General features: G+C 69.5%; 10 protein-coding genes. 1 reads left to right on the top strand and 9 read right to left on the bottom strand.

Annotated elements, in window-relative coordinates; all coding sequences use genetic code 11:
- Positions 1-9: 9 nt before the first annotated feature.
- From AB0J09_RS08960 to AB0J09_RS08945, 4 genes are read right to left on the bottom strand one after another with little or no spacing between them, the layout of a single operon-like run.
- On the bottom strand, positions 10-915 hold the full coding sequence (locus tag AB0J09_RS08960; RefSeq protein WP_360687461.1) for a carbohydrate ABC transporter permease: 906 nt from the start codon (positions 913-915) through the stop codon (positions 10-12).
- Positions 912-1,799, bottom strand: coding sequence for a sugar ABC transporter permease (locus AB0J09_RS08955; RefSeq protein ID WP_360687458.1), 888 nt, complete (start codon positions 1,797-1,799; stop codon positions 912-914). The genes AB0J09_RS08960 and AB0J09_RS08955 overlap by 4 nt, the downstream gene beginning before the upstream one ends.
- A complete protein-coding gene (locus tag AB0J09_RS08950) occupies positions 1,796-3,163 on the bottom strand; it encodes a sugar ABC transporter substrate-binding protein (RefSeq protein ID WP_360687455.1) in 1,368 nt (455 codons plus the stop codon). Before AB0J09_RS08950 ends, AB0J09_RS08955 begins: the two co-directional genes overlap by 4 nt.
- Positions 3,160-4,185: a LacI family DNA-binding transcriptional regulator gene (locus AB0J09_RS08945; protein WP_360687452.1), complete on the bottom strand. Its 1,026-nt coding sequence runs from the start codon at positions 4,183-4,185 to the stop codon at positions 3,160-3,162. Before AB0J09_RS08945 ends, AB0J09_RS08950 begins: the two co-directional genes overlap by 4 nt.
- Before the next feature lie 416 nt (positions 4,186-4,601).
- Here AB0J09_RS08945 and AB0J09_RS08940 point away from each other — a divergent pair, with 416 nt between their 5' ends.
- Complete coding sequence (locus tag AB0J09_RS08940; RefSeq protein WP_360687449.1) at positions 4,602-6,056, top strand: HAMP domain-containing sensor histidine kinase; 1,455 nt, start codon at positions 4,602-4,604, stop codon at positions 6,054-6,056.
- A gap of 161 nt (positions 6,057-6,217) precedes the next feature.
- Here the strand turns inward: AB0J09_RS08940 and AB0J09_RS08935 are convergent, their stop codons facing one another.
- The 5 genes from AB0J09_RS08935 to AB0J09_RS08915 form a co-directional block, all read right to left on the bottom strand.
- Complete coding sequence (locus tag AB0J09_RS08935) at positions 6,218-9,094, bottom strand: BTAD domain-containing putative transcriptional regulator (RefSeq protein WP_360687446.1); 2,877 nt, start codon at positions 9,092-9,094, stop codon at positions 6,218-6,220.
- Positions 9,095-9,206: 112 nt separating this feature from the next.
- Positions 9,207-9,542: a hypothetical protein gene (locus AB0J09_RS08930; protein ID WP_360687443.1), complete on the bottom strand. Its 336-nt coding sequence runs from the start codon at positions 9,540-9,542 to the stop codon at positions 9,207-9,209.
- Positions 9,543-9,617: 75 nt separating this feature from the next.
- Positions 9,618-11,000: an FAD-binding monooxygenase gene (locus tag AB0J09_RS08925; protein WP_360687440.1), complete on the bottom strand. Its 1,383-nt coding sequence runs from the start codon at positions 10,998-11,000 to the stop codon at positions 9,618-9,620.
- 134 nt (positions 11,001-11,134) lie between these two features.
- Entirely contained in the window at positions 11,135-13,972 is a 2,838-nt protein-coding gene (locus AB0J09_RS08920; protein ID WP_360687437.1) for a BTAD domain-containing putative transcriptional regulator, read from the bottom strand.
- Positions 13,973-14,154: 182 nt separating this feature from the next.
- Positions 14,155-14,382, bottom strand: coding sequence for a hypothetical protein (locus tag AB0J09_RS08915; protein WP_360687434.1), 228 nt, complete (start codon positions 14,380-14,382; stop codon positions 14,155-14,157).
- Between the last annotated feature and the right edge of the window lie 7 nt (positions 14,383-14,389).

Below are 14,389 nucleotides of genomic sequence, written 5' to 3'. Positions count from 1 at the left end.
CCGTGAGATTCATTGTTTGACACCGCCGGCGGCGAGCCCGCTCTGCCAGTAACGCTGCAGCATCAGGAATGCCACAACCAGCGGGATGATCGACAGCAGCGAGCCGGTGACGACCAACGGGATGACGTCGCCGCTGCCACCGGCGACCGAGGCCTGCGCGGCCCAGTTGGCCAGGCCCACGGTCACCGGGTACAGCGACGGGTTGTTGAGCATGATCAGGGGCAGGAAGTAGTTGTTCCAGGTGGCCACCAGGGTGAACAGCAGCACCGTGACGAAGCCCGGGGCGAGCAGCCGCAGCACGACCTTCCAGAAGATGCGGAACTCTCCGGCGCCGTCGATGCGGGCAGCCTCCAGGATGCTGTCGGGCACCGCGCCCTCGGCGTAGACCCGCATGAGGTAGAGACCGAACGGGTTCACCAGTGAGGGCAGGATGATCGCCCACGGTGTGTTGACCAGCCCGATCTCCGCGAAGATCAGGTAGGTGGGGATGGCCAGCGCAGTGCTCGGCACCATGATGGCCCCCAGCACCAGGCCGAAGAGCGCCTTGTTGCCGCGGAAGCCGAACTTGGCGAACCCGTAGCCGCCCAACGCGCACAGCAGCGCAGCGCCGCCCGCGCTCACCACCGAGTAGAGGGCGGTGTTGAGCAGCCATCGGCCGTACACGCCGTTCTCGGCGGTGAACACGTTCCGCACGTTGCCCGGCAGCGCGAAGTCGTCGCCGAACCAGAGCCCGAAGCTGGCGAACAGGTCGCCGGTGGTCTTCGTGGACGCCACCAGCAGCCAGAACAGCGGGAGCAGGAAGTAGATGAGGAACGCCAGCATTCCGAGGGTCAGAAGAGGGCTGCGCCGCCTGCCGAGCCCGGCGCTCGCGGTGCTCGCGGTCCTTATGGCGGGCGCCGTTGCGGTGGTGGTCATGTCCGCCTCCGGGTGAGGGCGAGCTGGACGGTGTAGGACACCACGACGATGACGAGCCCGAGCAAGAACGACACCGCCGCCGCGTAGTTGAGGTCCTGGCTGGTGAAGGCCAGCGAGTAGGCGTACAGGTTGGGGGTGTAGGCGCTGTCGATGACGTTGGGCGCCAGGCGCTGCATCAACTGCGGCTCGTTGAACAGCTGGAAGCTGCCGATCACCGAGAAGATCAGGGCCATCATCAAGGCGGGCCGCAGCGCCGGGATCTTCACACTCCACGCGGTCCGCCAGGCCCCGGCCCCGTCCACGGCCGCAGCCTCGTACAGCTCGGAGGGGATGGCGCGCAGCGCCGCGTACAGGATGATCATGTTGTAGCCGGCGAACTCCCAGGTCACGATGTTCGCCAGCGAGCCCAGCATGAGGTCGCCGCCGAGTAGCTTCGGCGCGGGCAGGCCGAGGCTCCCGGCGAGCTGGGCGATCGGGCCGAACTCGGGCCCGTACAGGTAGCCCCACATCAGCGCCGCCACGACGCTGGGCACCGCGTACGGCACGAAGATGCCCAGCCGGATGAACCGCGACAGCCACAGCATGCCGCTGTCCAGCGCGAGCGCGAACAGCAACCCGAGCAGCAGCATCAGCGGCACCTGGATGAGGAAGAACTCGGCCACCCGCAGCACGCCGCCGAGCAGCCGCTCATCCGTCAGCGCCCGCACGTAGTTGTCCAGCCCGACGAACGTGGTGCCGCCGATGAGCTGCTGCTTGAACAGGCTCAGGTAGCCGGCGTAGGCCAGCGGCACCACCAACATGGCCACGAACACGACCATGAACGGCGCGATGAAGAGATATCCGGCCGCCGCCCGGCGGGCTCGCGGCGCTGCCGTGACACTCACTTCGCGACCTTGAAGCCCTGGCCCTCGGCGTATGTGGTGATCCGCTGCTGCCACTGATCCAGGGCGGCGGCAGGGTCGGTCTTGTCGGCCAGGGCCTTGCCCACGGTCTCGTCCCAATCCTTGACCGTCTGATCCAGGAACGGCGGCCAGCCGAAGTCGGCAGAGACGGTGTCACTGACATCGGCGAAGACCTGATTGACGGTCTGCCCACCGTAGAACTCCGGCTTCTGCGCGGCGAACGCCGCATCGCCCAGCAGCGCCTTGGTCGGCGGGAACAGGAACTGCTCGGTCGCCATCATCTTGGCCGACTCGGGGTCGGTGTTGAGAAACTCGGCGAACTTCGCCGCGGCGATCGGGTTCTTCGTCGACTTGATCACAGCGCTGGTGGAGCCGCCCCAGTTGCCGGACTTGTTCTCCCCGGCGGCCCACTGCGGCAGCGGCGCGGCCCGCCACTTGCCGCTGGTGTCCTTGGCGCTGGTGGACAAGAACACCGGCCCCCAGGCGGCGGTCAGCCAGGTGGCGTACTTGCCCTTGTTGAGCGCCTGGTACCACTGGTCGGTGAAGTCCGGGTCGGTCGAGACGACGCCCTCCTTGACCAGCCCGCCCCAGTAGCTCGCGAGCTTCTTGGACGGCTCATTGTTAGCGTTAACGCTGATCTGGTCGGCAGCCGCCATCCGGAAGGGTTTGCCGCCCGCCTGCCACAGCAGCCCCATCCACGCTCCGTTCTGGTTGGGGGCCAGGTTGGTGATGTAGACGTTCGGGTCGGCGGCGTGCAGCTTGCGGGCCGCGGACGCGAACTCGTCCCACGTCTTCGGCGGCTGGATGCCGTGCTTGTCGAAGATGTCCTTGCGATACAGCATGCCCATCGGGCCGGTGTCCTGCGGGATCGCCCAGACCTCGCCGTTCTTGCCGGTGATCTGGCCCCAGGTCCAGTCCACGAACTTGTCCTTCAGCGCCTCCGCGCCGTAGGGCCGCAGGTCGAGCAGGCTGTTGGTGATGGTGAAGGTCGGGATGTACTGGTACTCGACCTGCACGACGTCCGGCGCACCGCTGCCCGCCTTCAGCGCCGTGCGCAGCTTGGTGTATTGCGGCACACCCTGCCCTGCGTTGACCACGTTCACCTTGATCGCCGGGTACTTCTTCTGGAACAGCGCCACCTCCTTCTGGATGTCCGGTACCCAGGTCCAGAACGTCAGCTCGGTGGGCGTCTGCATGGCCTTGTCGATGTCGGCCTGGCTGACGGCGGCCGGCGGCCGGCCGCCCGCGGGTTGCTGGGTCTCTGCGCCGCCTCCGCCGCCGCAGCCGGCGAGGCACAGGGTGGCCGCGGCCGCCGTGGCGAGCCACCGGGTGCGTGACACGGTCATGTCTTCTCCTCGGGGGGTTTCGTTGATCGGCGCACCACCAGGTGCGTGGACGGGGAGTTGGGGGCGGCCGTGCCGGAGCCACCCTCGATTCGCTCAACGAGTAATGCCAAGCCGTGCACGATGGTCGCCTTGAAGTCCTGGTGGATGGTGGTCAGGGGCGGTGACAGGTACGCGGCGGCTGGGATGTCATCCATCCCGACCACGCTCACCTGCTCGGGTACCGCGCGGCCTGCCTCGGCCAGGGCGCGCAGCACACCGATCGCCATGTCGTCATTGGCCACGAACACCGCCGTGACCTCCGGATTCGCTGCGAGGATCTGTCCCGCGACGTAGCCCGATGCCGGCGACCAGTCGCCCTCGAGCATCGGCGGTTCGGGGGTGCCCGCGGCAGCCAGCGCCTCGCGCCAGCCGCGCACGCGGTCCCGCGCCGCCCACCACCTGCTGGGCCCGGCGACGTGCCACACGGTGGCGTGGCCGAGCCCGAGCAGATGCCCGGTGGCCTCCCGGCCCGCGTCCACGTTGGAAGGGCTGCTGATGATCATCTGTGTCTCGTCGAGCCCGGCGATCGGTCCCAAACTGAGCATCGGGACACCTGGGTCTATGCGCAGCTCCTCGCCGACGTCTATCGGCTCGGACAGCACGATGCCGTCCACGCCCTGCTCCAGCAGAGACTCCACGGCCTTCGCCACGCCACTGTCGTCACCTTCGAGGGTGTTGACCACGCTGAGCGCGTAGCCGATCTCCCTGGCCCGCCGTTCCAGCTCGATCAGCTGGGAAGCCGGGCCGTAGAGTGCGCTGCCGAGCGAGACCACCCCGATGCGGTGAAAGCGGCCCAGGTTGAGCGCGCGGGCGGCGGTGTTGCGCCGGTAGCCGAGTTCGCGGGCCGCCGCCAGCACCCGCTCACGGATCTCGGCGCTCACGTACGGCTCGTCGTTCATGACGCGCGAGACGGTCTTCTGCGATACCCCGGCCAGTCGGGCGACATCCGTACTGCCCGGGGGTCTGCGCCTTGTCTCAGACATTCACAGCTCCTGGACTGACTACGTAGTCAGGCTGCTGACTACGTAGTCAGCAAGTGGCTAGTACTGTGGTCCCGGGCGCGCTGATTGTCAAGAGAAGATTTCCGGATTGTTTCCCCGGTCCGGCGCACGGCCGGGTGCGGTCGCCTCGATCCGTCGGCCGGCGCGGCCCTCGTTGCGTCACAGCCTCCGACACGTCCGGCTCGTCGCAGACGATGGCCAACCACCATGAGCCCTTGCCCGTCAGGGATACACCTCCATAAGTGCTTATACTTTCCGGCGGACGAAACACCGGGGAGGGCATGGAATACCAAGGATTAATTGACCGCTCTTTGCCTCGCGTGTGCCTTTCGATCCATAGGAGCGCCTACAACCACAAAGTCTGACCAGCGACTCGGAATAACGTTTTTGGCGGGACCTTGGGATCGCCGCTGCCAACACCGAACCCTTCCATTCTCGGAGTGCTACCACTCATGTGTTTCCCTGATGAGGGGAAGAACATGAATACCTGGCACCACATGTCCATTAAAGCCCGTATCACCCTGTTCACCGGGGTGGTGGCGGCTCTGCTGTCCGCGTTCCTGGCCGCGACGCTCTTGATCATGATCCATCGATATGCCACAGGAGATCTCATCAGTGAGATCACCGCGGCCGGTGGGCGTGTGGTCTATGAGGTGGAGCACAGCGATGTGGTCAAACCGCTGGTCGCGCACAGGGAACGCAACGTGCAGATCGTCAACGACAAAGGTGCGGTCGTCGCCTCGACGCCGCAGCTACGGGGCAAGCCGGCCATGGCCGACCTCAATCCCGGCCGCACGCACATCACCACCGACGTCGTATGCGGTGGAATCTTCCCGCCCGCTCAGTGCAACATTGTGGTCGCGCAAACGGCCTACAGGGCCGGACAGGACTGGATCGTTTACAGCGCCTCTCCCACAATCTCTCCGTTTGTTGACCCGTGGCTGGCCGCGACGGTGATCGGCGCGGCGGCCTTGCTGGCGGTGGTCATCACCGCCCTGGGGCATCGGATCGTCGCAGCGTCCCTCAGGCCGGTGACCGCCATTCGAGCGGAGCTCGACAACATCACCGAGACCTCCCCCGATCGCCGGGTTCCCCTCCCATCGAGCCAGGATGAAATCCACGATCTGGCCGACAGCGTCAACCGGACACTGGCCCGCCTGCAGGCCGCAATGCAACAGCAGCGCCGGTTCACCTCGGACGCCTCCCACGAACTGCGTACCCCGATCGCCGCGATACGGGCCGAGGTCGAGGACGCTCTGCACGCGCCCGAGGAGACGAGCGTGCCCACGCTGGGCAACACCGTTCTGGGCAGCGTGGACCGGCTCGAGGCGATCGTGGGCGACCTGCTGGCCATCGCGCGTCTGGAGGCAGGAGGGCCGGTCGAGTTCGAGCCGGTTGACCTGGCCGAACTCGTGACCACCGAATGCGAGAGGCGACCTCAGACGGACAAGAGGTACGAATACTCGCCCGAGCCCGGTGTGGTGGTGAAAGGCGACCGATTTCGGCTGTCGCGCTTGCTCACCAACCTGTTCGACAATGCCGAGCGACACGCCGCCAGCACCATCACCGTCCACGTACGGCGCTCGCCCAGTCCCAAGCGTGACATGCAACGCTTCCCGCACGGCGTCGCGGTGCTGGAGGTGATCGATGACGGGCCGGGCATCGATCCGAGCAAGCGCGAGCTGGTCTTCCAGCGCTTCGCCCGGCTCGACACCGCCCGCGACCGGCACGCCGGGGGCACCGGGCTGGGCCTGCCGATCGCTCGGCAGATCGCGGAGGCACACGGCGGCACGCTGGAGATCGAAGACAGCCCCCGAGGCGCTCGGTTCGTCCTGCGCCTTCCCCTCTGTTAGCTTGTGATCAACTTCGACCCGAAAACAGGCATCAGCCTCTATCTCGACTTCGGACTCCTTCACGGGGCTGGCCGCCGGCTGCCTACGACTGCTGCGCGGGCGGCGTCCCAAGGTCATCCCGAATCGGGCCATCCCCAAGTAGGGTCCTGGTGCCGCGTCGGTCAGCGGATCTTGAGCAGACCGACCAGGAGGGTGGTCAGTTCCGCCAGCGACAGTTCGCGTCCCCGGGCCACCAGGCGTTCGTACTTGTCCTGCGGGAGGGCTTCGCGTACGGCGGCCGCCTCGCGGGGGCCATCCAGCGGGTCCATCAACTCGGGAGAAAAGCCCACCCGGCGGCCAACAGCCTCCACGCCGCCCATCAGCACCGCTGCCTGCTCGGCCTGTCCGGTCAGCACGAGGGCGTGGGCAGCGGTGTGGATCAGCACAAGCCTGGAGGTGACGTCCTGGTGACGGTCGAGCGCGTCCAGAATGCCGGCGGCGATCTCCAGGGCACGCCGACCGTCGCCATGATCGCACGCGGTTTTCATGGCGGCCCAAGCGGCGGAGCCGGCCGCCCAGTCGTGGCCGCAGGAGTCGGCGGTCGCGACGGCTTCGGCCAGGACCGTGGCGGCGGTCGGAAGATCTCCCAGAACCCGGGCGAGCATGCCCTGCACCATCAGCGCCTCGGCCACCAGCCAGTCCTCGCCGGCCCGCCGGGCCAGTTCCACTGCGCTGCGGGCGAGCGCCGGAGCGTCAACGGGTATTCCGGCGAGTACGCCGAAGTGCGTCTGGTAGACCCGTGCGGATGCCTCGACCATCAGGTCACCGGCCTCCCGTGCCTCCTGCTCCGCCAGCACGACGGCCTCGTACGCCTGCGCCGGTTTCCCGGCCAGGTAGCTGAGCCCGCTGACGGCGAGCCGGGCCCGTGCCCGGACCGCGGGCTCGGCGTGCGGCGCCGCGGCGAAAGCCTTGGACATCCAGGACAGGCCTTCGGCGATGTGGCCCATGCGATACCAGAACCAGTACAGCGCTCCGCCCAGTCGCAGCGCGTAGTCGCCATCTCCGGCGGCCAGCGCGGAAGCGAAGGCGGCGCGGAACTCCGGCTGCTCCCGGGTCAGCCGGCCCAGCAGCACGGCCGCCTGGGGGCCGTGGAGCCTGCGCTCGGCGCTCTCCGCCTGGGCCAGTACCCAGGCTCGGTGCCGTTGCTGGGTCCGCGCGAGGTCGTCCGAGTCGAGTTCCCGCAGCGCGTACTGACGCAGCGTCTCCAGCAGCCGGTAGCGGCGCGGCGCGGTGCCGGGCTCGACACCGACCAGCGACTTGCGGACCAGGGCCGACAAGGGAGGCAGCACGGAAGTCTGGCCTCCGACCGCGCCCGCGGCGTCGAGGTCGAATCCGGCGGCGAACACGCTCAGCCGGTGGAAGAGCCGCCGTTCCTCGGGTTCGAGAAGCCGGTGGCTCCAGGCGATGGCAGACTCCAGCGCACGATGCCGGGCAGGCAGGTCGAGCGGGCCGTCGACCAGTACATCGAAGCGGTTCTCCAAGGCGTCGGCGATCTGGCCGATGGAGAGCATCCGGCATTGCGCAGCGGCCAGTTCGATGGCGAGCGGGATGCCGTCGAGGCCGGCGCAGAGCCCGGGGATCCGGTCGAGGTCGTCCAGGTCGGGGGACCATGCGGGCAGCACCGCGGCAGCCCGTTTCCGGAATAGCTCGGTGCCATCCCCGTCCGGGTCGAGCGGCCGTACCTCGTAGACCGCCTCGCCCTCCACGCCCAGCGCTTCGCGGCTGGTGGACAGTACGCGCAGGCCACCGCAGCGGCTCAGCAGCACACCGGTCAGGGTGGTGACCTCGTCCACCAGGTGTTCGCAGTTGTCGAGGACCAGCAGCAGTCGCCGCCCGGCGAGCACGGCTGCCAGGTCTTCGGCGGAGGACACCCCGGGGATGCCGAGGGCGGCGCCGATCGTCGCGGGCAGCAGTTCGGGTGAGGTGAGGCCGGCCAGTTCCACCAGCCAGGGCCCGTCGGCGCTGTCGGTACGGCCTCTGGCCGTCTCCAGCGCGAGGCGTGTCTTGCCCACTCCGCCCGGGCCGGTGAGGGTGACGAGCCGGTACTCGGCCAGGAGACGGTCCACGGCGGCGATGTCGTCCGTGCGTCCGACGAGGCTTGACAATGCGAACGGCAAGTTACCGACGGGCGTCGCCGAACGCTGGGCAGGCACGACGGGGGCGGTGCGGGGCCTGGTAGTGGCGGGAGTGGCGCCGCCAGCGTGGGCGCCGATGGTTCCGGCGGAGCGGGCGGGCGGCGGGTCGAGCCGGGGATCCTGGGCGAGCACCGCGGACTCCAGGTCGCGTAACGCGAGTCCTGGGTCGATGCCCAGCTCGTCGGCGAGCCGTTGCCGTACCGTGCGCAGCGCCGCGATCGCGTCAGCCTGCCGCCCGGACCGGTACAGGGCAAGGACGAGCAGCTCCCAGCCGCGTTCGCGCAGCGGTTGCTCGGCCACCAGGGCCTCCAGCTCGCCGACCGCCGCAGCGTGCCTGCCCAGGTCGATGGTGGCGGCCAGCCGATCCTCGTACGCGGCCGCACGCAGGTCCTCCAGCCGGGCCGCTTCCGTGAAGGCGAACCCGGCCCCGTCGAAGTCCGCGTAGGCGGGACCACGCCACAGATCCAGCGCCTCGGTGAGCAGTTCCGCGGCAGGGCCTGGTCTGCCGCTGTCCAGAGCATGCCGCCCCGCCACGGCGAGGTCGGCGAAGCGCTCGGCGTCGACTGCGGACGGATCGGTCCGCAGCGCGTATCCCGTCCCCTCACGGACCAGTAGCCGGGGCGGAGCGCCGGGCGAGCGTTCCGGCTCCAGGGCCCGGCGCAGCTGGGAGATGCACGCGTGGAGGGTCGTCGGTGAGGAGGGCGGGGAGCCTTCCCACACCTGGGACGTGATCCGCTCGGCGGAGACCATCCTGCCCCTGGCGATCAGCAGGACGGCCAGGACCGCCCGCTGTCGCAGACCCCCCAGGCCGACCGTCCGTCCCGCCAGCTCGGCCCGGAGGGGACCGAGCACTCCGAATCGCACAGCATCGAGATCGACGCCACCCATCGGCCCCTCGCACAACTCGTGAAGATCCCATGCGAGGGTAACCGAAGGGCCGCAGCCCAGGAAGGGGCGAGAACGGAGCGGGGGACGGTCAGCTCGAGCAGGTGGCCGTGACCGAGACGTACCGGCGGACGGCGCCTCCGTTCGTGGCCGTCACCGTGAGCTTGTCGCGGCTGAACGCGTCGGAACTCGTGTCCAGGCTGGTCGAGACCGACACCCCGGTGCCGGCGGTGATGGTGATCGTATCGGTCAGCATCGTGGGGGCGTACGAAGGGCACATGACCAGGAAGGATCTGGTGGCGCCGACCTCGACCCAGACCGCGTTGCCCGCGCCGGCCGTCGCTGCCGAGGCCGGGGCCGCGATGGCCGCCAGACCACCGGCCACGGCGGTCGCCAGCACGATGCCTGCGGTGAAGTTTCTGAACATGATGGTGTCCTTTCTCTCCATCCCTTGGGGACGGTTTTCGGTTTCGAATGTCGCGCCCCAGGCTGAGGCGCGATGTCACTGACCGGCCGGGATCTGTTCCCGGGCCGGAAGCCGGGGGTGGGCCGGGTCGCCGTTGGGACGCGGCCGGAGCACACGGGCCAGGACGCCGGGCGACAACAGGCGCTGTGGAGGGGCCTGAAGGTTCGCGACGCTCAGGAATGCGTGCCCGACCACCGGGTCCGCCGCCGCGGCCACGTGGAGGCGCGTGATGTAGCGGTTGAGCAGCTTCACGCGCAGAGGGCGTGGAGCCTCGACGGACGGGAACCGCAGATCACCGCCGACCGACAGGTCCCAGGGCACGTCGATGATCCGCGCGGCCCGCTCGAAGAAGCGGCGGGCCAGACCGTCGCGTCGGCCGTCCTCCAAGCACTCACGCAGGACCACGGCCTCGCAGGCGGCCACCGTCATGCCCTGCCCGTAGCTGGGGTTGAACTGGCACAGGGCGTCACCGAACACCACATAGCCCTCGGGGAAACGGCCCAGCTGTTCGTAACGGCGCCGAATGCTCACTGGGATGCGCATCCGCCGCGGCTCCCCGAGCGGTTCCAGGCGCTCCAGGAGGCGGTGCAGGTCCGGGACCGGAAGCCGGGCGGCGAACCCGTGGTACCCGTCCGGGTCGACGGGCGGGACGTCGTCGCCCATGCCGAACAGGGTGACGAGCCAGCGGTCTCCCTCCCCGCTGAGGGCGACCCCGCCCCTCGGGACCGACGCGCTGTGCCCCACCACCATGGCGACGAAGTCGGCGTCGCCCGGCCGGCGCCGGTACTCACGCGAAACGTACTGCAGCCGGGAGTCGACACGTTCCTCGGGTGCGGGCTCGTATCCCAGCCGGCGCAGCCACTCCGTGCCCCGGTTTCCCCGGCCCACGGCGTTCACCACGAGATCGGCGGCCATGTCCTCGGGCTGGTGCCCCGAACGCTGCAGACGTACTCCGGTGACCGCGCCGTCCCTGCCGGCGATCGGCTCGACCATCTCGCAGCGCTCGTGGATCACCACGCCGGGAAGATCCGCGACCCGGGACCGCAGATACCGTTCGAGTTCCGGCCGGCTCACCGTCAGGCCGCGCAGGTGCGAAGGCGCGGGGTGCAGCAGCCGGCCGTCGTTGTACCAGCGGACGTCGTCCTGGATGTCGCAAGTGGTGGCGCCCGCGGCGACCAGGTCCGCAGTCAGCCGGGGGAACAGATCCTCGAGGATCTCGCAGCCCCGCGACAACAGCCCGTGCGCGTGATGCCCCTGCGGCACGCCCCGCCGGGGGACGCCCTGGGCGGGCAATTCGTCACGGTCGACCACCGTGACCCGGTCGAACGTCTCGCTGAGCACCCTGGCCACCAGGAGCCCGCCGATTCCCGCTCCCGCGACGACGGCGTGTCCGGTGGGCGGGTGTCCGATGCTTGTCATGGCTTCCTCACCCCTCTCTCCGAAACGAGAGTGGGCCGGCCTGCTTCGGGGCCGCTGGGAACCGGCTTTCCCAGCGACTTCCAAGGCTTCCAAGCGACCCGGTCAGCTCCCCCGCCGACATCGGCGGAGGGGGATCACCGTCCAGCGATCAACGAGGTGAGCAGGGCGCTCGCCTCCTGCCGAGACATCGCGCGCCCGCGGGCCGCATGGCGTTCGTACTCCTCCGGCGGAAGTGCCCCGCGTACGGCGGCAGCCTCGCGCGGCCCGTCCAACGGGTCCATCAGCTCCGGGGAGACGCCGGCTCGCTTGCCGATGGCCTCCACGACCCCCATCAGCACGGCCGCGTGCTCGGCCTGCCCGGTCAGCGCGAGGGCGCGGGCCGCGCTGTGCACCGTCACCAGCCAGAAGGAGATGTCTCCGTAACGGTCCATCGCGGCCAGGATGTCCGCCGCGATGGCCAGTGCCCGAGTGCCGTCCCCGCGGTCCGATGCCGTCTTCATGTCGCACCAGGCTGCCCCGTCCGCGGCCCAGTCGTGGCCACTGGCGCGAGCGGCGCCGATGGCCTCCTGAAAGACCCTGTCGGCGGCCGGCAGATCCCCCAGCACCCGCAGGACCATGCCGTGGATCATGAGCGTTTCGGCCTCCAGCCAGTCCAGGGTGCTGCGCCGGGCGATCTCGACGGCCTCGCGGGTGAGTGACTCGGCGTCGAGCGCCACCCCGGCCAGCAGGCCCAGGTAGGCGGCGTAGGAAGTCGCGCTCGCCTCCGTCACCGGGTCACCTGCCTGGCGGGCCTCCTCGATCGCCGAACGGGCCGCCTGGTACGCCTGTTGCGGCTGTCCGGCCAGGTAGTGCAGTCCCGTGACCGCGTACCGGGCACGCGCCCGGACATCCGCACCGGCTTGCGGGGCCGCCGCGAACGCCTCGGACAGCCAGGCCAGGCCCTCAGCGACATGCCCCATGCGGAACCAGAACCAGAACAGCGCGCCGCTCAGCCGTAACGCGTACTCGCCGTGACCCGCTGCCAGCGACGAGGCGAACGCGGCCCGGAACTCCGCCTGATCGCGGCTCAGCCCGTTCAGCAACGCCGCTCCCTGCGGGCCGCGGAGATGATGTTCGGCGTTCTCAGCCCGGGCCAGGGCCCAGGCGCGGTGGCGTTCCTGTGCCCGGGCCGTCTCGTCTGGGGAGAGCGCGGCCAGGGCGTACTGGCGCAGGGTCTCCAGCATCCGGTAGCGGCGTGGCGCCGTGCCAGGCTCAGCGGTGACCAGCGATTTGCGGACCAACGCCGACAGCGGCACCAGGACGGGATCGACTCCTCCGACCGCGGCGGCCGCATCCAGGTCGAAGCCGGCTTCGAACACGCCGAGCCGGTGGAAGAGCCGGCGTTCCGCCGGCTGCAGCAATTGATCGCTCCAGGCGACCGTGTCCAGCAGAGTGCGGTGGCGGTCCGGCCGTCCGGCTGATCCGTCCACCAGCAGGGTGAAGCGGTCCTCTACGGCATCGGCGATCTGGGCGACGGACAGCGCCCGGCACTGCGCGGCGGCGAGTTCGATGGCCAACGGGATGCCGTCCAGCCGCGCGCACAGGGCGGCGATCCTTTCCCTGGCGCCCGGCTCGGCCGCCCAGCCAGGAGAGACGGCTGCCGCACGCCGCAGGAACAGGTCCGCGGCCTCAGTGGCGGCCTCCAAGGGCGGTACTTCGTAGACCGTTTCACCCGAGATGCCTAAGGGTTCGCGGCTGGTGCACAGCATCCGCACAGTGCCGCAGCGGGTCAGCAGAGTGTGGACCAGCATGGCGGCGGGGACCAGCAGATGCTCACAGTTGTCCAGGACGATCAGCATGTCACGGTCGGCGATCATCGCGGCCAGCTGATCAGGGGACGCCGCGGTGGGCAGCCCAAGGGCGACGGCCATGGTCGCGGTGAGAAGTTCGGGTGTGTGCAGACCTGCCATCTCCACGAGCCAGGGCCCGTCGGCGTCGGTACGGGCGCGTGCGACCTCCAAGGCCAGGCGGGTCTTGCCGACCCCGCCCGGGCCGGTGAGCGTGACCAGCCGCTGCCCGTCCAGGAGAGATGCGACGGCCGCGAGGTCGCCGCCGCGGCCGACGAAGCTGGACAGCGCGAACGGCAGATTGCCCGAGGGCGGCGCCGGAGCCACGGCCTGAGGGTGGGACATGCGGCTGGGCTCAGCCGGCGCCGGGGCCAGCCGAGGGTCCTGGGCCAGTACGGCCGCCTCCAGGTCGCGCAGGCCGCGTCCCGGGTCGATGCCCAGCTCGTCGGCCAGCCTTCTGCGTACCGCTCGAAGCGCGGCGAGCGCGTCGGCCTGCCGCCCCGACCGATATAAGGCGAGGACCAGTAACTCCCAGCCGCGCTCCCGCAGGGGCTGCTCGGCGATCAGCGCCTCCAGCTCGCCTACGGCAGCGGCATGCTGCCCCGACGCGATGACGGCGGCGAGTCGGTCCTCGCGGACTGTGGCCCGCAGATCCTCCAGCCGGGTCGCGTCGGGCGCCGCGAAGGCGGCTCCCCCGAAGTCGGCATAGGCCGGGCCTCGCCACAGCGCGAGCGCCTGTCCGAGCAGGTCCGCGGCGAGTTGCGGTTCGCCGCCCTCCAACGCGCGCCGGCCACGAGCGGCCAGATCGGTGAAGCGCTCGGCGTCGACCGCGGCGGGTACTGCCCGAAGGGCGTATCCGGGTCCCTCGCGCACCAGCAGCCGGGCCGGGGCGCCGGGTGCTCTTTCTGGCTCCAGCGTCCTGCGCAGATCGGCGACGTACCCATGGAGTGTCGTCAGAGAGGGAAGTCGCGAGCCCTCCCACACTTCGGAGAGGATCCGCTCTGCCGAGACGCTCCTGCCCCGCGCGATCAGCAGCAGCGCCAACACGGCCCGCTGACGGGGGCCGCCAAGCCCTGCCATGCGATCGCCGACCTCGGCCCGGAGCGGTCCCAGAACGCCGAACCTCACGCCCTCGGCCACGCTCACCAGCAGACCTCCCGCCGTACGTAACGCGCTGCGAGAATTATCCGAATCATTCCGTGGCGCGTCAAAATTCGCGCGTAAGGTCTGGTCTGGGTTCAACGCCACTCGGGGCAAGAGCTGCGCTGCCAGGCCCCACCTTTGTCGAGGCCTTTCGGATATCCCGGCCGCTTCGGCATCGTCAAATGTCACACAGGTGTGTACGGCGTCCAGGTGATGACGAACGCGACAACCAGCAGGAGCGGAAAGACCTGCACCAACACGATGTCCCTTCGGCGATGCCTCCACGCCACAGCGGCAACCACCAGCAAGATCAAGGCCACGGCCGCCGAAAGCGTGTACGCAACAGCGGAGCGGAAATTCATTTCCGCCAGCCATTCGGCGGGGGTCGGGTCGCCCCGCCCGTCGCACCACACGCTGGCT

It is taken from the genome of Nonomuraea sp. NPDC049784 (assembly GCF_040659615.1).
GTDB lineage: Bacteria > Actinomycetota > Actinomycetes > Streptosporangiales > Streptosporangiaceae > Nonomuraea.
The sequence above is the reverse complement of the archived record's forward strand: the minus strand, read 5'-3'. Positions and strand labels throughout refer to the sequence as shown.